Origin of the sequence: Acetobacter vaccinii (assembly GCF_008365315.1) — a bacterium.
GTDB classification, from domain to species: domain Bacteria; phylum Pseudomonadota; class Alphaproteobacteria; order Acetobacterales; family Acetobacteraceae; genus Acetobacter; species Acetobacter vaccinii.
This window is the reverse complement of sequence record NZ_CP043506.1, coordinates 731,392-755,892: the sequence shown is the minus strand read 5'-3', so window position 1 is coordinate 755,892 and position 24,501 is coordinate 731,392. Positions and strand designations below refer to the sequence as shown.

Genomic DNA, 24,501 nt, shown 5'->3' with positions numbered 1-24,501 from the left:
GTGCGTTCAGGCAGTTCCTGTTGGCGGATTGGTGGATTCCGACAACGCGGTATCAAGTTCGCTGAAAGAAGGCATGAAGGTGTAGGGAATATCCTTACGCCCGATTTCAGCACTGACCTGAGGCGGCGTGCCTTGCAGGTGTGCCACCAGAACAATACGGATAATGTCCTGATAGCGACCGTCCTGTGATACCACATCCCGCATCCTGGCCGCCAGAGGTGCAACCACACCATAGGACAGAAGAACCCCAAGGAATGTGCCCACAAGCGCGCCGCCGATCATCTCACCCAGGATTGCAGGGGGTTTGCTGATCGAGGCCATGGTCTTGATAACGCCAAGCACGGCCGCAACAATGCCCAGAGCGGGCAGGGCGTCGGCAATGCTTTGCAGGCTTTCTGAGGTATGCAGCTTTTCGGTCAGGTTCTTTTTCAGTTCCCGGGCCATGACTTCATCAAGCTGATACGCATCTTCGATATTAAGGCTGACCAGACGCAGGTAGTCACAGATCAGGTTGCGGGTTTCAATATCGTCACGCACGCTGGGTGTCTGGGCGAAGATGCTGCTTTCTTCCGGATTTTCAATGTGTTCTTCCAGCGCCATGCTGCCACGGGCCTGGGCCAGACGCGTAAAGCGGAAGAGCGTCACAATCAGCTCGATATAGGCGGCCTTGTCGTAACGCGGGCCTTTGAGCGTCATTTTAAGATAGGCCGGAAAGTGCTTGAGGGTATCCTTGGAGTTGGCCATCACGAAAATACCGATGGCCGACCCAAGAATGGTCAGCAACTCGAACGGCATGGATTTGATCAGCGGCGCCAGCGCCCCGCCGGAGGCCACGAACGAGCCAAAGACACAGAGCAACGCAAAGGCCAGCGCTCCGATGAAAAGCATTTAAAGGTCTCCACTTCCGTGTGCTTGAGCCGTCCGTATCAGGTCTGGGCGGCGGTTCATGGTCGTCCTGGGCCTAAGGCCCTGTCGTCTGGGTTATTGCGCTGGTGTGGCGCTGGTCGTGTCCGCAGCAGGCTGTGCTGGGGCAGGAACTGCCGCAGGCGCTGGCTGGGTGCCGGGGTTTGTAAAGCGCTTGTGCAGGATAATGACCACCCGCCGGTTGCCAGCGGCTGTCGGGTCCTCGGGCATGGCCAGGTCCCTGTCGGCCAGGCCAGTGACATCAAGGATCTTGCGGTCGGGGTAGCCTGCCTTCACCAGTGCTTCACGCGCGTAGTCGGCCCGCAGGGCGGACAGTGTCCAGTTGGACATGCGCCAGTGCTTGCCAGCGTGGTAGGGGTCGGCATCGGTATGGCCGATAATGGAAATGTTTTCGGGCAGGGGGGCCAGCCAGGCGGCAATTTCGGCCAGCATCTTGCGGCCAACCTTGTTGGGCGCGGCCGAGCCTGTATCAAACATGGGCGCATTGCTGGCGTCGTGCAGTTCAATACGGATATCGTCACGCCCGATCCGGACAGACATGTTCCCACTGGCGGGCTGGGTGTCCGGGTTCTGGGCAATGGCTTTTTGCAGGCCCTGGGCTGTCTGTTCCAGCTTGGCCTGCTCGCTGGCGGCTTCGACCTGATTTTCCGTGCCGACGTAGCCTGTGCTTCTGGCCGCGCCGCTTTCGGGGCCGCCAATAGGAACAATGGCGGGCGAGGACGGCGTCAGCGGCCGCCGGATGCCATAGGTAATGTCATCCTCATTAGGCGAGCGCGGCAGGGAGTGCGGGGCACTGGTCGGGCCGGACTGTTCGTCGGTCGGTTTTTTCGGGGTTTCCCCGTCCTTGACGCGGTGCAGCGCCTCCCCCTGCGTCATGGGGGAGGGATGGGCCTCAAGCATGGAGTCCGTGGGGCGCAGATGCGCGTCCTTGTCCGCCATGGGGTTGAAGAACTGCGCAATACCCCGGCGTTGCTCGTCCGTGGTTGCGTTAAGCAGCCACATGACGAGGAAGAACGCCATCATGGCGGTCATAAAGTCGGCGTAAGCGATCTTCCACGCGCCGCCGTGATGGCCATGGCTATCGTCGCCGGAGTCGCGCTTGATGATGATGGGGCGTTTATCGTTCTTCGGCATGAGGTGCTATTGCGCTCTATGCTGCGGGACTGTCACGGGTGGCCGTAGGGTCATGCAATTCCAACACGGCGTGAGGGATTGCCCTGGAAGCTGGCCCGGCCCGTGTGTGACAGGTCGATGGAAGTATCCAGCCAGACTTCGCCCCCGATTTCGCGCCAGCGGCGGCAGAAGGTGAAGTCTTCGCTCAGATAGGTGCCGGTTTCGGGGCAGATACTGCCGTCAAACAGGGCATGGTAGTCGGTGTCCTGGCTGCCCCCAGCCACATCAATCCGGCGGTATGTGGTTTCGGGATAGGCCTTGACCATCTTGTCCACCGCATTGCGGCTGATCATCATGAAACCCGTGCCCGCATAATGCGTTTTGACGAGGTGGCTCTTGTCCCAGTTCTGATGCATGGCGTCTGTTTCGCCCACATAGCGCAGGGTTGCGGTTTCCTGGGGCTCACCACGCAGGATATGCTGCTGTGTTGTCTTGTCCCAGAAGCGTTCGCGGATGGGGTACATGCCCGCTACAATATCCTTGCCAGCGGCGAGCAGCCGGGCAGGGGCTTCGGCGGGAAAGCCGATGTCGGCATCGATGAAGAGGATATGCGATGCGTCGGAACGGGCCCAGAACTGGTGCAGCAGGGTGTTGCGTGCCCGGCTGATCATGGCGTCGTCCCCCAGAAGGGACAATGTTACCGGCATGCGCAGGACGCTTGTGCAGGCAATAATGGATTCCATGTATTCCTGCGTGACCAGACCGCCAAAGCATGGCGTGGCGATGAATATCTTTTCGACCGGCTGGGGTGTCTGTGACATGCGGTATCCTAGTCTTTCATGGTCTTGGGGGTGATCATGCCTCTACGGACCGAACCACGCTCCATCCCTCTCAGAAAGCGATAGCGGGCGCAATCCGCTTTCTCAAGGCCGAAACACGAGATCATGGCGTCTGATGTGGCCATGACGGTCGGTATTGCGGGGAACATGGGGTGAAATGGCCACTGCATGGCTAGGGTGTGGCCATCCGGTTACGGCGCGAAAGGTCATCGATTTCGGCCATCTCCCGGCGTTCGCGCAGGTCTTTTTCTTCCTTCAGGCGTGTTTCCAGCAAGGTCTCGGCGGCCTTGAGAGCTCCGTTGGCCTCCATAAGAACTTTCCGTGCCTGTTCGGTCTCGGCTTCTGCCGAATGCTGCTGCATCAGCGCTTTCTGGACAGCCTCGCGCCCAAGGGGGAACCAGCTACGAAAGTCGTCCATAGTGGCCCCGCCAGAGTCTATGGCGGCGCGCTCGGACACAATGCGGGCACGTTGGGCCTCTGTATGGTCAATAGCGGCCTGTTCGTGCGCCAGCGCCGCTGCCATGGCGCTGCGGGCCTGTTCCACCTCTGTTTTACGGAGGCGGATCAGTGCTTGCAGGGCACGTGTTCTGGGGTTGCTCACGCCGGGGCTGAGGTGGAAAGTGCTGTGCGCAGGGCTTCAAAGCTGCTGGCCAGAGTTGCCTTTTCCTCGCGCGATTGGCGCAGCACTTGTTCGATCGCCGGGGCTACGCGGATGGCCTCGTCCACCTTGGGGTCGTTGCCCTGACGGTAGGCACCAAGGCGCACCATGTCCTGCATGTCTTCCCATGTGGCCAGACAGGCGCGTGCCTCCCGCGTCAGGGCATTTTCTTCAGGGGAGTTGCAGCCCGGTACTGTGCGCGACAGGGAACGCAGGACATTGATGGCGGGGTAGCGGCCGGATTCCGCAATGCGGCGTTCCATGACAACGTGCCCATCCAGAATACCGCGCACGGCGTCGGCTACGGGCTCGTTGTGGTCATCCCCTTCGACCAGCACCGAAAACATGGCGGTGATCTGGCCTGCGCGACCATCCGCAGCAATGGGGCCGGGCCCCGCGCGTTCCAGCAGGCGTGGCAGTTCGGCAAAAACACTGGGGGGGTAGCCACGGGTGGCTGGTGGCTCGCCGGAAGACAGCCCAATTTCACGCAGGGCATGGCAAAAACGGGTCACACTGTCCATGAGCAGCAGTACGGACAGGCCCTGGTCGCGGAAATGTTCGGCGGCGGCCATGGCCGCATAGGCGGCCTCACGCCGCATCAGGGGGGAGGTATCGGATGTGGCCACAACCACGACCGATTTGGCCAACCCTTCCGGCCCCAGATCATCTTCCACAAACTCGCGCACTTCGCGCCCTCGCTCGCCCACCAGGGCGATGACGGCAACATCGCAGTCGGTATTGCGCGCCAGCATACCCATCAGTGTTGATTTGCCAACACCAGAACCAGCGAACAGACCAAGGCGTTGCCCTTGGCGGCATGTGGCAAACAGATTGAGGGTGCGCACACCCATGTCTATGCGCGGGCCAAGCCGGGCACGCAGGGCGGCGTCTGGCGGTGGGGCATGCAGTTTTTGTGGGGTGCCATCTGGGGCTAGTGGACCTTTGCCATCCAGCGGGCGGCCCATGGGGTCAATTACCCGGCCCTTCCATGTATCATTCACACGTAGGGTGCCACCGGCTAACAGCCGGCGCTGTTCGGGCTCAAAAAGTGGGAAAGTAGCCCGGCAACCTGAGCCTATGCCCTCTAGCGCGCCAAAGGGCATGGCAATGGCGGTGTTGTTGCGGAATGCAACAATTTCAGCATCAGTTTCGCGGCCATCAAGGCCAAGAATACTGATCCGGTCACCAATGCCGGTAAAGTCCTGCAAACCGCTGAGGGAAACGGACAGGCCAGACAGGCCCGTAACCCGCCCTTCCAACGTGCCAACGGGCACGTCGTAGCGCGGGGTAGCGACGGCCTTGCGCATGGCCGCAAGAATGTCTGGAACTTGTGCCAGACAGGCCAGAGACTCGTCGTATGGGAGTGCGTCCGAGTCTATGCTGGCAGCCTGCATGGTGGTGCTGTTACCCTGGCCTGATGTCACTCTGCTGTGTCAGCGTAAGCGGTGTTAGAAGAGACCAGAATAAAGGCTGCCAGAAGTGCTGGAAGAACTGCTGTCAAACAGGGCCAGAATACTGTTGGAGTCACCATCTCCACCAAACAGATCCATCATCGTGGCAGGTTTATCAGTGGTCTGTGGGTTGATCTGCAACATGGCCAGATAGCGTTCGGCATACTGCTGAATTTTCTTGTCGCTCGAGAAGTCATTGATATCGAACGTCTTGGACAGCATACGCACCTGCTGGTCATAATCCAGCGCGCCAAACTGGTCAGGGTCATAGCCGGACACGGTGACAACAACCTTCAGCAGCTTGGAGTCAGACATAATTTCCGCAAGAGATGTCTTGCTGCCGATCGAGCGTGTGAAATACAGCGCATTGCCTACACCGCTGTCGGAATTGTCGTCGTTGCCTTCATACTGGTTGAGCTGAAAGGACGAAACAATGGAATCAATCTTGTCCGATGTGAACACCGCATCGGTGGATGATCCACCGTTCTTGCCCCACGTGGAAAACGCATCAGCAAATGCCAGCCACGTGGCATTGCCAGAGGACTTTGCCAATGATTTGGAGGATGTCGGGTCCTGCGTGAGCAGGTCCTTGATCAGCGCGGTCTGCTTGGAAATGGAGCTGAGGTTGTAAGCCCCCAGCACCACCTGGAGTGCGGTATAGTTGTTCAGCAGGTCACTGGCTGATGTGATGGTGGACGCACTTTCTTCGAATTTGGAAATTTCGAGTTTTGTGGTCGCATCAGTTTTGGCGTAATTGGCCGCCGCGGTGTCTTCGTCCTTCATAGCCGTGATATACTGGCTGACAGGAGAAACGCTGGAGATAGCCATTGGGCTGATCCTTTCCGTGACATGGCCGCAACGCTGAATGCACGACCGGTAACAACAACCAGTGTCTGGTTATCAGATATAGCTTGCCAGTGTCATGTCCTTCATATCTGCCACAAGCGTATAAGATGCCTGAAGCCGAAGGTTGAGGTCTGAAAGCTGACTGGCGGTAACAGCATAGTTGGCGTCCCTGGCGTTGCTGAGCTGTGTTGTCAGGGACAGGTTCATGTTTGTCAGCAGGGTGCTGCGTGCTGTCAGGGCATTCTGTGTGACACCAACGGATGTTTCCATATCCGTCAACTGGCTGACAGTGCTCTGGATCGAGGTCCGCAGTTTGCTGACAAGGTCGGTAAAGCCGGTGGAGGAGGATGTCATGCCCTTGAGGGACGACACGACCATCATGTCACGGATCAGATCGCGGATTGGCGAACCTGTGGACGGTGATGTGGCACTGCTGGAAGTGACACTCTGAGTGGCGACAATCCCGACCCCGACAGTGGTATTATCCCCTGTTACGATCTTGCTCTGCAGGGCGCTGGCGTCCGTGCCCGATACCGACAGGTCGGAAGAGAACAGCGACGTGCCGCTGGTATTATCAGCCGATGCCGTGGTGGCATCATCCAGAACAGAGGAGGCGCCACTGGTGGAAAGATTGCTGACAAGGCTGGCAATCTGCGTGGCCAGAGAGCTGGTGGTAATGGACGACGAATCCGTAATTGGCGGCTCGGTGGAGTTCTGTCCGGCAAAGACATAGCCTGACCCGTTGGAGGTATTCAGCACGGTGGCAATGGCGGAAAGATTGGAGGTAGCTTCGGCCGCAGCGGAATTAACGGTTTCAGACGTGGTCGTGCCGCTCATGCTGATCAGGTTGGTGGACAGCGACTGCGCCATGGAAACAAGCTGCTTGAGGGCTGTTGCCGTCATCGTCAGCGATGTCTGCGCCACGGTGATGTTGCTCTGCCAGCTTGCAACCTGGGTAATCTTGGGTGTGACGCTGAGGGCAGAACTACGGTTGTCTCCCAAGTCAGCATAAGTCTGGCCCAGAATGTTGGTGGATGTCTGCCACGCGAGAGTTGTCTTCTGCTCACCCATCGCTTTGATCCCGGACAGGAGGACAAGCGATGAACCAAAATTGCCATACTGACCGACAGTCGTACTCATAACTGTATTTCCCTCTTGTGCGCGTGGTTGGCCAGCGCTCTTAGATAGCGTCCATCAGTGCGGTAAACATTGACTGTACGGCGGATATGACCTTGGCGTTGGCAGTAAAGGCGTTCTGCAAGGCAACCACTTTGGCAAGTTCATCATTCACGTTCACGCCTGACACGCTCGACACCTTGGTTGCCAGAACAGTCTGGACAGAGGTGCTGGATGTCAGGTTGCTGCTAGCGGCGGAAATGGTGGCAGCCTGATTGGAAGTCAGCGACGTCGCCAGTGCAATCAGCGACTGCGTGCCGGAATAGCCGGTGGAGATGCTGCCCGTCGGCCCCAGGTTATCCGTCGGGGATTCCAGCGTGCCGCTCACATTGGTGGAGGCGGAGCCAAAAGCATCACTCAGAATATTGGTCAGAGCCGTGGTGTCACCGCTGGGGGCGAGGGAGGACGGGTCGGACGTATAGGTGGAATTGACAGTAATGGCAGAGGCTAGACCAAGCAGCCCTGTGGGCACACCGGTTGTTGCGTCCGTTCCCTGTGCTGTCGTGGTGCCGTTTGTAAACAGCTCTGTCCCAGACTGTTTGAAGCGGTTGATCAGCGTGTAGGACAGGGAATCAAGCTGCGCCTGCATCTGGGGGTAGGTTGTGTCACGCAGGGTAATGTTGGCCCCCAGCGTGCCCCCGGTCAGGTGGTTGGTAACATCCGTTCCGGCAATGCTGATGCCGGGGATCTGCGCGTTGCTGTCACCATCCTTGTAATAGGTGGCTTCGGATACGTTGATGCTCGACGTGGTCAGCGGCCAGGTGCTTGTGGCTTCTGTAACCGTGTTGTCGTTCAGGCCGATCTGGTCTGGCCGGGTCGGCAGCTTGGTGCCGTCGTCGGTGGCGACAGTGACATCGCCATTGCTCTTTTCGGTATATTTGACCGACACGAGGGACGACAGGTCGGACATGACGCCGTAGCGCTGGTTTTCAAGGGCGGCCGTGTCACCCCCGACAGCTTTCAGCTTCATGATCTGGGTCGACAGCAGGCCGATCTGGGTCAGGTCGGTGTTGATGCTCCCGACTGTCGACACAACCGTGTCTTCAGCCGTCTGACGCTGGCTGGAGTAGGTGTCGGACAGGGTCTTGATCGTGCTGGTCACAGACTGCGCGGTCGAGATCACGGAGGACTGGGCTGCACTTTCCAGCGGCGTGGACACCAGCGTGGTGACAGCGCTCTGCAAATTGCCCAGCACGTCGGAAAGCGTGTTGGTAGAGCCGGAGGTGGAATCGGTGCTGCCCTGCACGGACGATACGGCGGACAGAGAGTTGCTGAGCGCCGTATACTGCGCGACCTTGGCGTTCTGGGTGTACAGCGCGGGCTGGAGCGCCTTGCTGACGTTAAGCTGCGTCAGGCCTGCGCGCACGCCGGTGCTGGTGCCGCCAGCAACGCTGGAATAGATGGTCGCGGTCTCGCTGACATAACCCGATGTACCGGAGTTGGCGACGTTATTGGAGGTAACGGAGTACTGATACTCAATCGCGTTAAGGCCGCTGCTGGCGATTGAAAGTGATGATTGCAGGTCCATGTTACTCTCCGTGCGCCACGGCCGTGTTTCAATGCCAGGGTCAGATGCGCCGTATTATGCCGGGACTGGGCTGCTATGACAAGGATTCTCGCACGCTCAGCGGGTCGGTGTGGGGGTCAGACATTGGGCTCGGCGGTGATCTTGTCGATTGCGTTTGTCTGCCGTGTGGACTCGGTTTGCACCAACTGGAAGTTGAGGTCGTAATCACGCTGGATCGTGATCATGTGCGTCATTTCCGAAACGGCGTTGACATTGCTGGATTCCAGCATGCCCTGGCGAATTTCTTTATTGGCCACATTGCGCGTCTGGGTTGTGGGCCGCAGCAGGTAATTGCCCTCGGGCTGGAGGGTGTAAAGATTGTCCACCGTGACCAGACCGATATTGGCGACGCGCCCTTCCTGCGTGGAAATGGTGCCGTCCGAGGCAACGGAGAGAATTTCGTCCTGCTGGCGCAGCACAATGTTGCGGCTGTTTGTATCCAGCACCGGGTTGCCCGCAGAATCGGTCAGAGTGCCATCGGCCCGGCGTTGGAACTGGCCGTTACGGGTCAGGCGCACCCCCTGTGACGTGCGAACGCTGAAGTAGCCTTCGCCATTGATGGCAAAATCCGTAAGGTTGCCGGTCTGGTGCATCGGCCCCTGCATGTGGTCCTGATAGACGGATCGGTCCTCGGTGTAGGACTCCTCACGCCCGCCGGGGACTGTGTTGCCCCCTTTCTGTTTGACCAGAAATTCTGAAAACTGGGAGTGCGATGCCTTGAAGCCATCCGTATTGGTGTTGGCCAGGTTGTTGGATGTCACTTCAAGTGCGCGGGTCAGGACATCAATGCGCGACAAGGCGATGTTTGTCGTGTTGTCCATGTTCTGCTCCAGATGGCGGGGGCTTGGGGGCTGTTGTTCAGCCCGAAAGGTTAACGGATCGGCCGCGCGGCTGCAATATAATCACGCCTGTTTGCCGCTGTGGCCATGGGCGGGCCGGTCAGCCCTGGCAGGGTCGGGTTAAAAAACCATGGATATGCCATAAAACACCTTGCCATTAGCCGGGAGCGACCATTACATCATGGGCGGTAGCACCCGGCAGGGGTGTTCAGGCAGTGTGCTTTAGGCTGCTCTATTTCCAATTAGTAATAAAGACTCTTCTGGAGGTCTGACGTCCGATGATGCGTTCCCTTGATATCGCCGGAACGGGCATGCAGGCCCAGACGACGAACGTTGAAACGATTTCCCACAACATCGCCAACATGACCACGACGGGCTACAAGCGCCGCCGTGCCGAATTTCAGGACCTTATGTACCAGGACCTGCGGCGCGCCGGGACCATGAGCTCGGACGCAGGCAACCTTGTGCCTGCCGGTGCACAGGTTGGTCTTGGTGTGCGCACGGCGGGTATTTACCGTATCAACGAACAGGGCACGCTGGAATCGACGGGCAACTCCCTCGACATGGCGATCGAAGGCCGTGGTTATTTTCAGGTTACTCTGCCTTCGGGGGATTACGCCTACACGCGTGACGGCACGTTCTCCCTGTCGGAAGATGGCACCATCGTAACCGCCGATGGCTATCCGCTTAGCCCGAACATCTCCCTGCCGAACAACGCTGAAAACATTACCATCGATCAGACCGGCCAGGTGCAGTACACCCTGTCGGGCCAGAGTTCCTCCCAGGTGGCAGGGCAGATCCAGCTTGCCACCTTCCAGAACGAAAACGGTCTGGCCGCCATGGGGCAGAACCTGTTTACCGAAACAACATCTTCGGGCAACGCCATTCTGGGCACGCCGCAGAGCACGGGCTTTGGCTCCATCCGGCAGGGCTTTGTGGAAGAATCATCCGTCAACGTCGTGACTGAAATTACCGACCTGATCACCGCACAGCGTGCGTATGAGATGAACAGCAAGGTCATCACCGCTTCTGACGAGATGCTTCAGACCCTGACGAACCTGAAATAATATGTCCGCCCGCTCGGCAGTCTGGGCGTGTGCTGTGGCTGGTGTCCTGCTGGGGCAGGCAGGGGCGGCCTGTGCGGCCTCGTTACGTGCGACATCAGTCATAACCGGCGACAATGTTCGGCTTTCCGATCTTTTCAGCGGGCTTGATCCGGGGCAGGACAAGGTTCTTGGTCCGGCTCCGCCGCCGGGCGGGAGCATCCAAGTCGGGGGCAGGCAGCTTATTGCCATTGCCGACCAGTATGATGTGGACTGGGTGGACCAGTCCCCCTCAGCACTCGCGACCATCAAACGCGCAGGCCGGGTGCTGGACCGCGACTATTTTGTGGACCTTGTTCAAAAACAGCTCCCCGATAGCGAGGACGGTCCTGTTTCGGTCGAGGTGACAGAGTTCCACCCGCTGACAGTCGCTCCTAACGACCCAGCCCCCGTGGTATTGTCCGACATGAACTGGGACAGGCGGACAGGTCGCTTTACAGCAACGGTCTATCGCGCCACGCCCACGGGCGATGTCACGCAGGACTCCTTTTTGCTTAAGGGCGTGGTGCGTGCGGCCCACAAGGTGCTGGTATTTTCACGCACTCTGGCCATGGGGGCTGTGCTCAGCCCCAACGATGTGCAGATCAATGATTCCTATACCGGCCATACCGCTGCGGGCACCGTGGCGGATGCGGGTGATGTTGCGGGCATGACCCTGCTGCACAGTGTTCTGGCCGGTGATGTCGTCATGGCGCGTGACTTGCAAAGAACGATTGTCATGCACAAGGGCGACCCTGTCCTGATTGTGTTTGCTGTGCCGGGTGTGCACCTGACAGCGACGGGCCGGGCGTTGGAGGATGGCGGCATGGGCCAGTATGTGCGTGCCATCAACGCGTCCAGCGGCATGGTGGCTACCGGGCGTGTTACCAGTGCTTCCGAGCTTTCGGTGGAGCCTGGCTCTCATGCGGTGCAGTCGGACCCCAATACTTTACGGCGGCTCAGCGCTGCTAACCGCGCGGATGCGCGCGCATCCATGTCGTTGCGGTAACGGCTGAATGACGGAGCACTTTTCGGTGACAAAACACCTTCTGTCAGGCGTTTTTATGGTGGGTTTGCTTGGCCTGTGTAATTGCAGCGGCCTGGCAGACCTGAGCGAGGCTGGCCATCCGCCCCGCATGACCAGAACGTCCGATCCGACTCTGTCCCCGGATTATCGGCCTGTTACCATGCCCATGCCCCCCCTGCAGCCCCCGCCGACTGAGGTGGGTAGCCTGTGGCGGCCGGGGAGCCAGGCCTTCTTCAAGGACCAGCGTGCCTCCCAGGTTGGAGATCTGCTGACCATCAAGGTCGAAATCTCCGACAACGCGGCCCTGACCGACAACACCTCTGCCGCAGGCAGCGGGTCGGAACAGTTTGGTATCCCCAGCCTGTTTGGCTTCAAGGGGGATGCTATCTCGCATCTGACGAGCGCCAACGCGTTGAACACCAGTAGCGCCAACGCCAATACGGCCGCAGGGACAATCCGCCGTAACGAGGTGGTGACCCTGACACTGGCCGGGACCATTACGCAGGTCCTCCCTAACGGGAACTTTGTCGTTGTGGCACGGCAGGAAGTGCGGATTAACGGTGAACTTCGGCAGCTTATGGTCAGCGGTGTGGTGCGGCCCCAGGATATTCTGGAAGACAACACCGTCACCCACGACAGGATTGCCGAGGCCCGGATTTCCTACGGTGGCCGTGGCCAGTTGATCCGCCTGCAGACACCGCGTTACGGGCAGCAGATCCTCGATAACGTTCTGCCATTCTGACCCGAACTGCCCCTTGCATACGGTATCGTGTGTGGGGGCAGGGGGTGCTGGTCTAGAATTTGCCATAATTCTGTAACACCGTTCGCACCAGCTTGAGTGCTGCCGGGTTTTCGATCCATTCGAAGGCGTGGTCGGGCCTGCCCTGTTTTCTGGGTATGGGAGGACTGCGACCTTCCGGGTTGGAAGTGTGGCTTTGGTGTCGGATGGTCCTGCGGTCGTGCAGGAAAAATTTGGTGTGCCTGCAACCAGGACGGATTTGGTCTCGTTTCCATGCAAGGTGCAGTGTCGCAATTGTAACAATAACGTCCAATGTCATGGATAAACCGGCGGTGTGACGGAGGCAGTCGTGTCAGAAGCTACATTCGAAAGTGTTCGAACCCATCCCGTCGATGCCATTACGGAAAAGCGTATTGGCCGGCTGGTAGGCCGTATGCATACGGATTTTCTACCTGCCCAGACATCGGATGCCATTATCGCGCAGGCGGAAAAGGTCAGGGACGTGACGCTGGCTCTCAAGCGGATCGCGTTCAATAGCCCGGAGCGGCTGTCCACTGTTCTTGGTATTCTGTCCGACATGGCCGATGTGGGCGCCATTCGCAGCATGGACGACGTGCTGGAGGAAACCCAGCGGATAGAAAGGCGCCTCCCGCGTGATGTCATGGGGCCGCCCCGCCTGGTGGCTGAGGGTGCCCCCCGGACTGCGGGTAACCAGCGGGTGCCGTTTATGGAACTGGCGACCCGGAGCGTTCTGAACCTGCCAACCCGCACAACGGACAAGGAACGTCAGGCCACGAGCCTTGTGCGGGCAAGTGCGGGTGGCACGATGCAGCCAGGCATGTCGGCCGAACTGCCGTGGAAACAGCGGCAGTGGATAGCTCGTCAGGACCAGCCTGCCTGCCCACCCCAGCATGCGCTCCGGTCGGATGCTCTTGTCTGCCTGCACTGTGGCGACAGTTTTACAATGCTCAAACGCCATATTGAAAACAGGCACCGTCAGACGCCCGAGGCCTACAGGGCGTACTGGGGGCTTTCTGCACAATATCCCATGGCGTGCGAGGCGTATTCGGAGCTGAAAAAAGCCGAGGCCGAAGTTTCCCGATTCGGGTCATATGACCGGCGCAAGAAGCGCCAGCAGAAGGATGCAACTGCCCACGGTGAGTAGCATCTGGCTACGCTTTGAGTGCATGGCTTTCATGCGGTTACTGTAAGGCAGTTTTTGTCACAGGCCTTCGGATGAGCCCGCCGCAGGCATGATGTTGATGCCACCGGGCATGATGGGAATGCAGGTTTCCTTGGCCACGCGGGACATGGACCGGTCTGCCCCGACCATCTTGGAGCCAACAGGGGCAAAGGCGTCCTCATTCAGGCGGTAGCCGATTCCCCAAAGGGTCGTAAACGGCGTGGCGATGCCAAGGGCGCGCATTTTTTTGCGAATGTTGCACACCATGACATCAATGACCTTGCCATGGGGTTCTTCCTGCCCGGCATAAAGGCTGTCCAGCACGGCTTCCTTGCTCAAAGCCTGACTTTTGCGCAGGGCGAGCAGTTCCACCAGATCGTATTCGCGCGGAGTCAGGGGCAGGAGCCTGTCATCAACATGGGCTTCGCGCCGGTCAACATTCACAGTCAGTCGGCCGATATGCAGGGTCAGGCTATCGTGCCCGCTGACACGGCGGATAATGGCACGCAGGCGGGCCAGCAGTTCTATGGGGTCTACGGTGGCGGGCACGCAGTCATCCGCGCCGATACTCAATACATCGGCTATGGTGGCGGGTGTTGTCTGGCGCGCAATAATCAGGATCGGTGTAGGCTGGCGGCTATTGCGGATGTGGCGCAGCAGCCGGGTATCCGGGCTGGCCTGCTGGATGACGGCAAGGTCATAACGGGAGCGGCGCAGGGTTTCGACCACGCCTTCCGCGCTGGACATTGTAATGGAAATTGCACCCTCGGCCGCAGCTTTGGCGAGCCCCTTGCACGGCCTGCTGTCATCGACCGATGTATCGCTGATGCATAATATGCGCATGGTGTTTCCAATGCCCGTTGGCGGTGGTGGCGCGCATGGCCTGTGCCACCGTGCCTGTCCTTCTGACCACTGTTTGCAGGATAAAGCTACATAGGTATTTTTGTCTGGATCAAGGGGGGATGCCGCTTCGGCCAAAAAACACCTTGGCTAAGGCATGGCCATCCCATAAACTGACGCTGTATTCATGGTTGTAACACGGTTTATAACGGACGCGGTCAGGGGTGTTTGGGCATGGTGTTTCTACCATGGCTGTGGCATTGCGGCTGGGGGCGTGGTTTTCCTGTGTCAGCCCTTATTTCTTCTCTGGTTCTGAAGGATGGATAAAGATGACAGATACTTCAGCAGCAGCGGCTCTGGCGTCGAGCCTTCGGACAGCTACGACCGGGCTTGCCCAAAAGGTTTATCGCGCATCACAGCCCGAGCATGCGGCTGGCGTGGGTGTGAATGTCGTCTCCAAGAGTGTTGACGGCTCTTCTGCCACCACCAAGTTTGATGCGTCCGGGCAGTTGGTGCCTTCCAGCAACGAACATAAGAAGTCTTCAGCAGCGGCCAGCGCTGTTGATCTTTTTGCCTGATTGACGGCAGACAGAAAACCGTGACCGACAGCAAGGCGAGCGCAGGCTGACCGCATAGGCAGGCTGACTGGCCCTGCGGTGTTGGTTGCGGCAGCCGTTGGTTGTTTTTCAGGGTAAGGCATGGTGTGGTCGGGGTTTGCCCCGCCAGACAAGCGGGGTTGTGCGTGCGCCACAAAGAGCGTCCAGAAGGACATCAGACCAGGGTGTGCATGATTACCGCCAGACAGCGGGGGCAGTGGCCCTTCGGGATTGACGACACGTGCATTTCAGCAGGTCCCAACGCGTGAGACGCTGCATCACGCTTCCGGTTCTTGTATTTCTGTCCTGCTCCACTGCCATTCCGGTTATGGCAGCGGGCAGGCATGGTCATGCCCAGCAGAATCGTGCGCACAAGGCTGTGCCACCGCGGCCCGGCCCGACGCAGGTGCTGCCCCCCACGCCACCACCCACCGGGGCGGACACTCAGGCCGGCCCTGCGGATGATGATATTTCAGCCGATGTGCTGCTGAAAGGTCTGCCACCATCCTGGCAGGCCAAGGTGCTCGACACACCTCTGCCGCCCCCCCAGTCTGACAGCCGGACCGCCCGCGCAGGCAAACCAGGCACGATAACGGCCAGGGCTGGCGGCAATACGACGTCTGGATCAGCCGGGCAGATGGCATCCTCTGTCAGCCGTGTGTTGCTGCCAGTGCCGCCTGACATGGGCATTGCGGCTTTCCGCAGCGGTAATACCTTTATTATTGTGGTGGATAACGCCCAGCAGATGGATACCAGCGCCCTACGTGGTGATGGTATTTTTTCGGCCCTGACGGTCGATACCCTGCCGGAAGCTACTCTGATCAAGGTGCGCCTGCCGGATACCCGCAAGCTCTACCTGTCCCAGCAGGCAGAAGGCTGGGTTCTGGGTGATAAACCACCGCCGGATGCTGATTATGCTGACCGGCGGATGATCATTCCCCGTCAGGTTGATGGGGGTATTCTCTATCCCATGCGCCGTCCAGGCCGTGTGCTGTCCATTGATGACCCGGCATCTGGCACGCGCCTACTGGTTGGCACGTCCACAACGGATGATGGTGGTATTCTCTCCCTGCGTAAGGGGGATGGGTATGATGTCTGGCCTACGACCGAAGGTGTCGTTGTCGCCGCACATGCCCCGGATATTGGCATGCACGCCACGTCGGACGGTGCGTTGCTGACGCGTGACGGCAAGGCCTTTGCGGATAGCGGTGCGGCTGTTTATGCCTCGGATGTTGACCTCAAGTGGCTGGGCCTGCGCAATCTGCCGGTCCCCGAGCTTGAAACACGCTGGCGCAAGGCTCTGGTCTCGGCTGCTGATGCCACCCCGGTGGAAGAATTTGACCGCAGGCTGGATGCTGCCAGGGCCGCCTTTGCCATAGGCTCCTTTGTCGAGGCCCGGGGCATACTCACCGTTGCCCTGCAGGATGACCCCGGTGAGGCCGCAAGGCCGGAAGTGCGTTTCCTTCTGGCCGCCAGTGAACTGCTGAGCGGTAATACTGAAGGGGCCTCCATGCTTGAGGGCCCCTGGGCAGAGAACGAGCAGCGGGCGTTGCAGCTCTGGCGTGGTCTGTATCTGGCCTTGGGCAACCGGCAGGGGCCGGAAGCCGCCCATATGCTGGCACGTGATTTTGCTAGGATTGAGAATTATCCTCAGCCCGTGCGTGATACTCTGTTGCCCATCGCAGCAGAAGAAATCGGGCGTTATGGCTCGCGCGAGGATCTGGCGGTGCTGGACAAGCTACCCTCAGGTTCCCTCTATCAGGTGGCCACGGCATTCCGTGACCTGCGATTGGGCAAGCGTGACCAAGCCTATGCAACATTCCGTAAGCTGACGATGGATAAAGACCCGGTCGTTGCGGAAAAGGCGCTGGAGCAGACAATCTCCATCGACTTGGCCGATGGCCGCATGAAGCCGGAAGCCGCTGCCGAAGCCTTTGCCGGATTGATCCCCGATGCGCGCCTGGCCGGGCGTGAGGCCGTTGTGCGCCTGTTGCAGGCTGACGCCCATATGCGCGCTGGCCGCTGGAGCGATGCGCTGGCTGCGATCGACAAGGCGCAGGCAGGCGACAAGCCTGCACCGGAAAGTGTGGCCACCCCTATGCTGTTTCAGACATTGGAGCAGATTGCACGCTCCACGCCTGACAATAGCGATAAGGAAGTGTTGCTGCATAATGCGGCGGTCCTGCGCGCGCATCTGCCCGACTTGCCGCCAGGGGCTAGAAAAGCGGAAATCATGACCGCTTATGGCAGAATGTTGCGTGGCCTCGGCCTGCCGGATGAGGCCGCACAGGTGCTGTCTGATACGATTCCCATGCTGGAATCCCCTCTGTCCCGCGCTACAGCGGGCGAGGAACTGGCTGGTATCCAGCTTGAGCGCCATCAGCCGCAGGACGCGCTGGATGTGCTCAACCGCACGGATGACGCCAGCCTGCCTGATGACGTCAAAGCCTCTCGTCGTCTTGTGTCTGCCAATGCGGCGCTGGCTATGGGGGATTCCTCCAAGGCGATCAGCATACTCAGCACCGATGCCGATCCATCATCGCTGGATATGTTGGCTCATATTCATGAAAGCAAAGCGGAGTGGCCAGCCGCTGTGGCAGCACTGCGCAAGCTGGCGCAGTTGTCTATTCCTGAAACTGGGGAACTGACACCAACGCAACAGGCACTGGCCTTGCGTATGGCTTCTGACGCATCACAGGCATCGGACAGAGGGGCGCTGCACTGGATCAGCCATCGGATTGGCACACGCCCGATGGACCCGGATAATGACCGTCTGTTCAAACTATTGACCCGGCGTGTGGGGGATGCGGCCTCAGCCTCGGCTGGGTTGCCCGCCACCCCCCTCTGATCGGTTAATACTGGTCTTTCTGACTGGCCAGATGCAGGATCCAGTCAGGTAGACCGGGTAGAAACCCAGGCAGCAGCATGGCGAGAGCCATGGCCAGTGCAAAGGATGGCCCCATGGGTTGGGTCCAGGCCTTGGGTGTATTGTCCAGATAAAGGCGCTCTGCCGCGGCACGGTCCTGTACATGCCGTAGCAGCACGCAGGATGCCCAATGCACAAACGCAGTGGCGCAGAGGAAGGTCCACAACCCTTCCAGCCCGACCCACGCGCCACAGGCGGCAGCCATGGTTATGTTGGTGCCTGACAGAAAATTGGCCCGCAGGGTAATGGACAGGGCAACAAGTGCCAGAGACACCACAATCCACGCGGCTGCGGCCCCCAGAATAGCCTGTGCGCTGCTATCATGCAGGATGCCAGCAACAAGCCCAGCCAGCAGCATAGGCACCAGCACATAATTTGGCATCCAGCCTTCCGACCTGTCGAGCAGCGCTGCAAGGCAGGCGAAGTTGAGGGCGACAATATCAGCAATGGCCACAGGGGCAGGCTGGCTGGTCAGGCACAGAATGGACAGGGAGGCTGTCAGCAGGCAGGCGGCGGTGACCTGTCGGCGTAGCCCCGGCGCAATATCCATGGGCCGGAGGCGAACTCCGTCAATAACAGGGAGCCAGCGCAACAGCAGCCGATACAGCAGGATGGAGAGTGGAAACCACAACGCCACCCCAAGCCCCGCAACCGAGGCTGCGGTATCCTTAGCCAGCAGGCTCCACATGACAATGACGGCTGCCGCTGCCGCCGTGATGAGGAGCATGTCGCTCATGCCGGCCCTGCGCATTCTGTTGCCATTCATAAAGATGACCGTCCCAGTTGCCATGTTTGTTCCAAGCCATAGCGCCAAGCGGGAGGAATGTCATGACCCCCATGAGATGGCCATGGAGTATCCTGTGCCGTGTACATGCCGCCAAAGGGCAGGAAACTGTGGCGATGAGCGATGGCTGATGCTATCGAAAGCAAGGTAAGAGTGTTGTGATTATCGGCAGACAGCCAGAGGCGAATGACCGGAGGGCTGTCATTCTGTGCTGTTTCAATCGGTTAGGTTGGTCAGGAACCGAGAAAGCACAACGCAGGCTGTCAGAGACCAGGCAGCATGTTGTCAACGACTCTGTGGAACGCCACGGAAGGGAATAAACCATCCATGCTTGAAGCTTTGGCATCTCACGCATCATCAGCCGGGAACGGAACCGATCTGCTCGGCCTGGCCGAACGGCGGCTGAAGTGGCTTGAAGGACGGCAATCCGTATTGGCTGGTAATGTGGCTAACGCGGATACCCCTAATTACGTTGCCAAGGATGTCGCACCTTTTCAGGGTGTGCTGGAGTCACAGATGGCTGTGGTGCTGGCCGAAACCGAACCCGGCCATATGGCAGGGATGGGGGGCAGTACGCGGGCTAACCCATCGGGCGGTTCCACCTCGGTGGATGGAAACCGTGTTCAGATCGAAGATGAGCTGGAAAAAGTGGCCGATACCAACGACCAGCAGCGTTTGGCGACAACATTGTACAGCCGCTACATGTCCATGTATTCGGTGACCCTTGGGGTCAATTCCTAAGGGAGGGGCGTTATGGATTTTTCCAATACAATCGGTATTTCCGCCGATGGCATGCGCGTACAGTCTGCCCGCCTGCGGGTTGCGGCTGAAAACCTGGCCAATAAGGACACAACCGGGCTGACACCGGGGTCGGACCCGTACCGCCGCAAGACCATTACCTTCAAGGAAACGCTGAACCGGGAGACCGGGGTTGCTGGCGTTAAAGTGCAGCGGATCGGGCAGGATAACTCTGCGTTTGAGACGAAGTATGATCCGTCCAATCCGGTGGCAGATGCCAAGGGCTACGTTAAGACCCCCAATGTCAGCACCATGATCGAAATTATGGATACGCATGAGGCCCAGCATTCTTACGAGGCCAATCTGAACACCATGCAGATCACCCGTTCCATGATGACCCGTACGATCAACCTGATGAAATAAAGCCTGCACGCCCGGTATTTTGTCTACCGGGTGTGCAGTCACCTTGCTTGGGCGCAAGGCAAGAGCAGTTTATTCCGGTTTGGGGTGGCTGTCCCTGTCCGACCAGGTAATGCCGATGGATGCGGCAATAACGGCACCAATACCTACAATTTTGAGCAGTGAGAGCGATTCGCCCAGCAGCACAGCCCCTGTCATGGCGGCTATGGCGGGCTCTCCACTCGTCAGCACGCCAAAGCTTTTGGCGGGTAGCCGGCGGAGCGCGAACATTTCCAAAGAATAGGGCAGGGCGCTCGACAGCACAGCAACAATGAGGGCAGCCCCCATGACATGGGGGGTAAGGAAAGAAAAGCCCGCCTGTGCAAGGCCAAAAGGTAGCACAACGACACTGCCTACCAGCATGCCTAACGCAGGTGCCGCCGCCCCCAGCTTGGTCCCTGCCTGCTTGCCGGTCAGAATATAAGCGGCCCAGCAAACAGCCGCCCCCAAGGCAAACCCCATGCCTGTGGTATCAAGTGTATCGTGGGAGCCATGCAGGGGCAGCAGTAAAAATAGGCCCGAACAGGCTAGAACGACCCAGCACAGATCCATCATGCGGCGGGAGGATAGAACCGCCAGCGACAGGGGGCCACTGAACTCCAGGGCGACAGCAATCCCCAGAGGGATGCGCTGTATGGCCATGTAGAACAGCAGGTTCATCATCCCCAGCGACACCCCGTAAGGAATGGCGGCTTTGAGTGTCTGGCGCGAGAGCGTTCCACGCCAGATGCGGAACACCACGGCCAGCATGATGGCGGCAAGGCTCAGGCGCAGGGCGGTCGTACCGGCCGCGCCAATAATCGGGAACAGCGATTTTGCAATGGATGCGCCAATTGTCAGGGAAAGCATCGCGGTGAACAGGGCAATCAGCGGAAGGGATGGGCCTGTGGACAACCGGGATAAGGTGCGGCGGATCATTGCAGTCTCTCAATCAAGGAACGTCATGAAAGAGCACAGGATCGGTCAGGGATAAAGAGACAGAATATAATCTGCGGGCCGATAATATAAGCCGCGGCCGAGGAAACGGCTTTTTCTAAAGCGCATGGCCTAGCGTTGTCAGGGGTCTTGGCACTTTGCTTAGGGCAAAAAAATACCCCCGGCTTTTGGCCGGGGGTACTTCAGTCGCGCTATGCCAGAAGCGGTAAGGCTTACTGGTACAGGGACAGGATGTTCTGGGACTGGCCGTTAGCAATCGTCAGAGCCTTAATGGCCAGGGACTGCTTGGTCTGCAGGGAGGTCAGCTTGGCGCTTTCGGCAGCCATGTCGGCATCCGTCAGGGCGCTGACGCCGCTGGTCAGGTTGTCGGAGATGCTGGTGCCGTAGGACGCCATGTTGGTGATGTTGTTGCTTTCCGCACCCAGCGTGGAGGTCACGTTGGTCATGGCAACAATGGCCTTCTGGACCAGTGCAATCATGTTGGCGGTGGACTTGGTGTCGCCGTCGGTCGTGCCGCCGAAAGCGGAGGTGTTCAGCGTGCTGCCGGTGACGAACACGTTGCTGGCTGCGTTTTCACCAGCGGTGCCAGATGCGGTCAGGCCCAGAGCAGCTGCCATGGTGATGCCAGCCGTGGCGGTGCCACCGGTAACGCTTGCACCGTTAACAGCGCTGGCGATGGTGGAGTTGAAGCCGGAGACCGTAACCGTGTCACCCTGCAGGCCGGTGACGAAGGTCAGGGAGCCAGAGTTGATGCCCAGGCCGTCCGTGCTGGAAGCCGTGGTGGAAACCGTGCCAGCCAGCAGGTTCACGCCGTTGACGGTTGCGTCACGAGCGATGGTGTCGATCTGAGCCAGGTAGCTGGTGATCTGGGTGCTGACCTGGTCGGTGGAGGTGGCGGAGCCAGAGTTGCCGGCAAGGCTGGTCACTGCGGTCTGCACGTCGTGCAGGATGCTGATGATCTGAGAAGCAGCCGTGTTGGTGGCGCTGACGATCTGAGAAGCAAAGGACAGGCCATCGTTCACAGCGCTCTGGCCGGCGATGTTGCCATTCATCTGCTGTGCGATGCCGTAGGAGGCAGCGTTGTCAGCGGAGGTGGAGACCTTCTTACCGGTGGAGACCGCGTTTTCAGTTGCCGACAGGTCGGACTGCGTAGCGTTCAGGGTCTGAAGGGCGATGAGGGCCGATGCATTGGTGTTGATAGACAGTGACATGGATAAACTCTCCACTATGTCCGGCGGACATCCCCGCCAGGCTCAAGGGCGAGTAAAGGCAGAAACGGCTAAGAGAAGGTTAAGGCTGGTAATCTTTTTTTTGTTCTTTTTGTGACTGGCAGGATTGTCTGCCTCTGCCGGTTGTGGGGTGGCCTTTGTCGCTCATATGGCCCACCATATTGACGCAGGCGCAGGCAGTTGCGCCCCCGGTCCGGCAGGAGAATCAGGCCGGGAAACAGGATCAGGTTAAGGCGTTTCCATGTCCCAGCGCGATGTAGCGGCTCCTCTTCACTCACGTATGTCACCCGCGACAGGGGAAGCACTTCAGCGCGCAGGCTATCTGGAAGAAGCCGCCAAAGCGTATGAGCGTGAACTGGCTGCCAGCCCGGATGATGCCAGGATCATCAGCAACTATAGTGGTCTGCTGAATACGCTTGGTGATTTTACAAAAGCCCGCACGCTGGCGTTGCGTGCCACAACATTGCAGCCAGACCTGGCGGATGCTTGGTGCAACCTTGGCAACACATGCATTCGGCTTCAGCAGTATGAGGAGGGGATTGCCGCTTATCGCCACTGCCTTGAGCGCCAGCCCGAGCATGCTCTTGCCCTGAGCAACCTCGGGTCCGCGCTTGATTTTCAGGGACGGCATGAACTGGCGCAAAAATTTCATCAGGTGGCAGTGCAACTGACCCCGGACAATGCCCAGACTCGCTCTAACTATGCTCTGTCCCTGCTGGCACAGGGGAAATACCGAGAAGGGTTTGAGGAGTATGAGTGGCGCTGGAACACGTTGGAAGCCCGCCGTCGTGTCCATACGCTTGCTCCGGTCTGGAAAGGGGAGGCATTTGTCGGGCGCACCCTGCTGGTCCAGACCGAGGGTGGCTTTGGCGATGTGATCCAGTTTTCCCGCTTTCTGCCGCAGGTGGCTGAGCGGGGAGGGCGGGTGCTTATGCAGGTGCGCCCTCAACTGCTCCGGCTTTTGCGTCAGTCCTTTCCGGATCAGGAATTTGTATCGCAGGACGACCCCACGCCCGCGCATGACCTGCAATGCCCCGTCCTCAGTCTGCCGTATGCGCTGGGGACAACATTGGAGACTATTCCCTTCCCGCAGGTTTTTTTGCGAGCGGACCCACATGCTGTGGCGGGCTGGGCGGATCTCCTGCGTCAGGACCCGACCGGAACGGAGGTTCCGCCGCTGCGAATCGGTCTTGTCTGGGCTGGTGCTCCCCATCCTGATGTCAGGGCTGTGGCTTTTGCCGATAAACGTCGCTCAACCGACCTTGCTACCTTTGCGCCTTTGGCGGCTGCTGTGCCCGGTGCTGTATTCTATAGTCTTCAGGTCGGTGAAAAATCGGTCCAAGCCCGTACCCCACCGCGGGGGATGAGGCTGATCGATCATACCAGCCTGCTGGGGGACTTTGCTGACACCGCAGCCTTGGTCAGCACACTTGATCTGGTTGTGGCCGTGGATACCTCTACCGCGCATGTGGCGGCGGGGCTGGGCAAGCCGGTCTGGCTGCTGTCCCGCTATGACCAGTGCTGGCGGTGGTTGTCAGGGCGTGACGATTCGCCGTGGTACAACAGTGTGCGGATTTACCAGCAGAAGGCTCCCTTTGACTGGTCGGTCCCCATGGCACGGATGGTCGCGGATCTGGGTATTTTTGCTCAGGCGCATCGGCTGGCTGCCCAAGCGCTCAGATAATACTGCTGCCACACAGGGTTATCGTGTGTGGCATGGCGGCTCTGAGGTTTGAGAGTGCCACGCTATGAGGCCATGCGCCAAAGCTGTCAGAGCGATGTCAATCCACTGGCCTTGCTGTTAAGGAATGGCTAGACTAAAGCAGGCGGGAACATACCGGCGGAAGCAAGGAGCCGCTTCCTGACCGAAGGCAGCAGGAGAGGGCCCTCAAACGCATGGTCAGCGACATCACCACACGTAGTCTGGACGCCGTCAACGCTTACGGGGTGACCCAGAAAGCCATGCAGACAGGCACCAACGGCCTGGGCGGGGACGAAACAGCACAGGCTTCCGATGTCGTAACATCGTTTGGCACAGCTCTGAATTCTGCCCTCAAAGGGGCGATCAAGACGGGCAAGACGGCTGAAAGCATGACTGCGACAGGCCTGTCCGGCAAAGGTGATCTGACCGCCATTGCCACATCGGTGGAAGAAGCCAAGCTGACATTGCAGACCGTGACAACTGTGCGCGACAGGATGGTTCAGGCGTACCAGGAAGTCATGAAAATGTCGATCTAAGGGCTGGACTGCAGTAATGCAGACAGGCGTTGATATTCATGATGTGCTGCGCCAGACCATGATCGTAGCGGTCAAGATGGGCGCGCCGTCACTTCTGGCCTCGCTGTGTGCTGGTGTTCTGGTCTCGCTTTTTCAGGCGGTCACGCAGGTGAGTGAGGCAACGCTGTCCTTTGTGCCAAAGTTTGTTGCGTCCATGGCGGCTTTGATCCTGACCGGCTCTTTTATGTATTCCACCCTCAATACCTATGCCCGTACCATTTTTGACCAGATGGTGATGGTCGGAGGGTCATGACGGCGGGGTTCCCTGCCGT

General features: G+C 59.1%; 25 protein-coding genes. 11 read left to right on the top strand and 14 right to left on the bottom strand.

What is annotated here, in order from left to right:
* Positions 1-6: 6 nt before the first annotated feature.
* The 10 genes from motA to flgF form a co-directional block, all read right to left on the bottom strand.
* Positions 7-888: a flagellar motor stator protein MotA gene (gene motA, locus FLP30_RS03365; protein ID WP_149278588.1), complete on the bottom strand. Its 882-nt coding sequence runs from the start codon at positions 886-888 to the stop codon at positions 7-9.
* Positions 889-981: 93 nt separating this feature from the next.
* Complete coding sequence (locus tag FLP30_RS03360; protein WP_149278587.1) at positions 982-2,058, bottom strand: flagellar motor protein MotB; 1,077 nt, start codon at positions 2,056-2,058, stop codon at positions 982-984.
* Positions 2,059-2,108: 50 nt separating this feature from the next.
* Positions 2,109-2,858 (bottom strand): hypothetical protein, encoded by a 750-nt coding sequence (locus tag FLP30_RS03355; RefSeq protein WP_149278586.1) that lies wholly within the window; start codon positions 2,856-2,858, stop codon positions 2,109-2,111.
* Between the two features lie 8 nt (positions 2,859-2,866).
* The gene (locus tag FLP30_RS03350) at positions 2,867-3,046 is read right to left on the bottom strand and encodes a hypothetical protein (protein ID WP_149278585.1); all 180 of its coding nucleotides are present in this window, start codon (positions 3,044-3,046) and stop codon (positions 2,867-2,869) included.
* A 2-nt stretch (positions 3,047-3,048) separates the two neighbouring features.
* Complete coding sequence (locus tag FLP30_RS03345; protein WP_149278584.1) at positions 3,049-3,477, bottom strand: flagellar FliJ family protein; 429 nt, start codon at positions 3,475-3,477, stop codon at positions 3,049-3,051.
* Positions 3,474-4,841, bottom strand: a complete 1,368-nt coding sequence (gene fliI, locus FLP30_RS03340; protein WP_149280186.1) for a flagellar protein export ATPase FliI — start codon at positions 4,839-4,841, stop codon at positions 3,474-3,476. The genes FLP30_RS03345 and fliI overlap by 4 nt, the downstream gene beginning before the upstream one ends.
* A 141-nt stretch (positions 4,842-4,982) precedes the next feature.
* A complete protein-coding gene (locus tag FLP30_RS03335; protein ID WP_149278583.1) occupies positions 4,983-5,813 on the bottom strand; it encodes a DUF1217 domain-containing protein in 831 nt (276 codons plus the stop codon).
* Positions 5,814-5,885: 72 nt separating this feature from the next.
* Positions 5,886-6,971, bottom strand: coding sequence for a flagellin (locus FLP30_RS03330; RefSeq protein ID WP_149278582.1), 1,086 nt, complete (start codon positions 6,969-6,971; stop codon positions 5,886-5,888).
* Between the two features lie 40 nt (positions 6,972-7,011).
* Complete coding sequence (gene flgK, locus FLP30_RS03325) at positions 7,012-8,535, bottom strand: flagellar hook-associated protein FlgK (RefSeq protein ID WP_149278581.1); 1,524 nt, start codon at positions 8,533-8,535, stop codon at positions 7,012-7,014.
* 116 nt (positions 8,536-8,651) lie between these two features.
* Complete coding sequence (flgF, locus tag FLP30_RS03320; RefSeq protein ID WP_149278580.1) at positions 8,652-9,395, bottom strand: flagellar basal-body rod protein FlgF; 744 nt, start codon at positions 9,393-9,395, stop codon at positions 8,652-8,654.
* A 299-nt stretch (positions 9,396-9,694) separates the two neighbouring features.
* Between flgF and flgG the strand changes: the two genes are divergently transcribed.
* The 4 genes from flgG to FLP30_RS03300 all read left to right on the top strand — a co-directional run bounded on the left by flgG (position 9,695) and on the right by FLP30_RS03300 (position 13,426).
* A complete protein-coding gene (gene flgG, locus FLP30_RS03315; RefSeq protein ID WP_210419339.1) occupies positions 9,695-10,480 on the top strand; it encodes a flagellar basal-body rod protein FlgG in 786 nt (261 codons plus the stop codon).
* 1 nt (position 10,481) lies between these two features.
* A complete protein-coding gene (flgA, locus tag FLP30_RS03310) occupies positions 10,482-11,504 on the top strand; it encodes a flagellar basal body P-ring formation chaperone FlgA (protein ID WP_149278578.1) in 1,023 nt (340 codons plus the stop codon).
* A gap of 7 nt (positions 11,505-11,511) precedes the next feature.
* A complete protein-coding gene (gene flgH / locus FLP30_RS03305; RefSeq protein ID WP_149278577.1) occupies positions 11,512-12,264 on the top strand; it encodes a flagellar basal body L-ring protein FlgH in 753 nt (250 codons plus the stop codon).
* 346 nt (positions 12,265-12,610) lie between these two features.
* Positions 12,611-13,426, top strand: coding sequence for a MucR family transcriptional regulator (locus tag FLP30_RS03300; protein ID WP_149278576.1), 816 nt, complete (start codon positions 12,611-12,613; stop codon positions 13,424-13,426).
* Positions 13,427-13,483: 57 nt separating this feature from the next.
* Here FLP30_RS03300 and FLP30_RS03295 read toward each other — a convergent pair whose 3' ends face one another.
* Complete coding sequence (locus FLP30_RS03295) at positions 13,484-14,287, bottom strand: response regulator transcription factor (protein WP_149278575.1); 804 nt, start codon at positions 14,285-14,287, stop codon at positions 13,484-13,486.
* 326 nt (positions 14,288-14,613) lie between these two features.
* On the opposite strand from FLP30_RS03295, the gene FLP30_RS03290 reads away from it, so the two are divergent.
* Together FLP30_RS03290 and FLP30_RS03285 are read left to right on the top strand one after the other, a co-directional pair.
* Positions 14,614-14,862 (top strand): hypothetical protein, encoded by a 249-nt coding sequence (locus FLP30_RS03290; RefSeq protein WP_149278574.1) that lies wholly within the window; start codon positions 14,614-14,616, stop codon positions 14,860-14,862.
* A 283-nt stretch (positions 14,863-15,145) separates the two neighbouring features.
* A complete protein-coding gene (locus tag FLP30_RS03285) occupies positions 15,146-17,728 on the top strand; it encodes a tetratricopeptide repeat protein (RefSeq protein ID WP_246856577.1) in 2,583 nt (860 codons plus the stop codon).
* 4 nt (positions 17,729-17,732) lie between these two features.
* Here FLP30_RS03285 and FLP30_RS03280 read toward each other — a convergent pair whose 3' ends face one another.
* The gene (locus FLP30_RS03280) at positions 17,733-18,542 is read right to left on the bottom strand and encodes a hypothetical protein (protein WP_149278572.1); all 810 of its coding nucleotides are present in this window, start codon (positions 18,540-18,542) and stop codon (positions 17,733-17,735) included.
* A gap of 375 nt (positions 18,543-18,917) precedes the next feature.
* Between FLP30_RS03280 and FLP30_RS03275 the strand changes: the two genes are divergently transcribed.
* Both FLP30_RS03275 and flgC read left to right on the top strand, forming a co-directional pair.
* Entirely contained in the window at positions 18,918-19,331 is a 414-nt protein-coding gene (locus FLP30_RS03275; RefSeq protein ID WP_149278571.1) for a flagellar basal body rod protein FlgB, read from the top strand.
* A 12-nt stretch (positions 19,332-19,343) separates the two neighbouring features.
* Positions 19,344-19,751, top strand: a complete 408-nt coding sequence (flgC, locus tag FLP30_RS03270; protein ID WP_149278570.1) for a flagellar basal body rod protein FlgC — start codon at positions 19,344-19,346, stop codon at positions 19,749-19,751.
* A 69-nt stretch (positions 19,752-19,820) separates the two neighbouring features.
* Here the strand turns inward: flgC and FLP30_RS03265 are convergent, their stop codons facing one another.
* Entirely contained in the window at positions 19,821-20,705 is an 885-nt protein-coding gene (locus tag FLP30_RS03265; protein WP_149278569.1) for an EamA family transporter, read from the bottom strand.
* A 230-nt stretch (positions 20,706-20,935) separates the two neighbouring features.
* Positions 20,936-21,934 (bottom strand): flagellin, encoded by a 999-nt coding sequence (locus FLP30_RS03260; RefSeq protein WP_149278568.1) that lies wholly within the window; start codon positions 21,932-21,934, stop codon positions 20,936-20,938.
* A gap of 259 nt (positions 21,935-22,193) precedes the next feature.
* Between FLP30_RS03260 and FLP30_RS03255 the strand changes: the two genes are divergently transcribed.
* The 3 genes from FLP30_RS03255 (at position 22,194) to FLP30_RS03245 (ending at position 24,482) form a co-directional block, all read left to right on the top strand.
* Positions 22,194-23,636: a tetratricopeptide repeat protein gene (locus tag FLP30_RS03255; protein WP_149278567.1), complete on the top strand. Its 1,443-nt coding sequence runs from the start codon at positions 22,194-22,196 to the stop codon at positions 23,634-23,636.
* A gap of 212 nt (positions 23,637-23,848) precedes the next feature.
* Entirely contained in the window at positions 23,849-24,190 is a 342-nt protein-coding gene (locus tag FLP30_RS03250; RefSeq protein ID WP_149278566.1) for a flagellar hook-basal body complex protein FliE, read from the top strand.
* Between the two features lie 16 nt (positions 24,191-24,206).
* Complete coding sequence (locus FLP30_RS03245) at positions 24,207-24,482, top strand: flagellar biosynthetic protein FliQ (protein WP_149278565.1); 276 nt, start codon at positions 24,207-24,209, stop codon at positions 24,480-24,482.
* Positions 24,483-24,501: the final 19 nt, after the last annotated feature.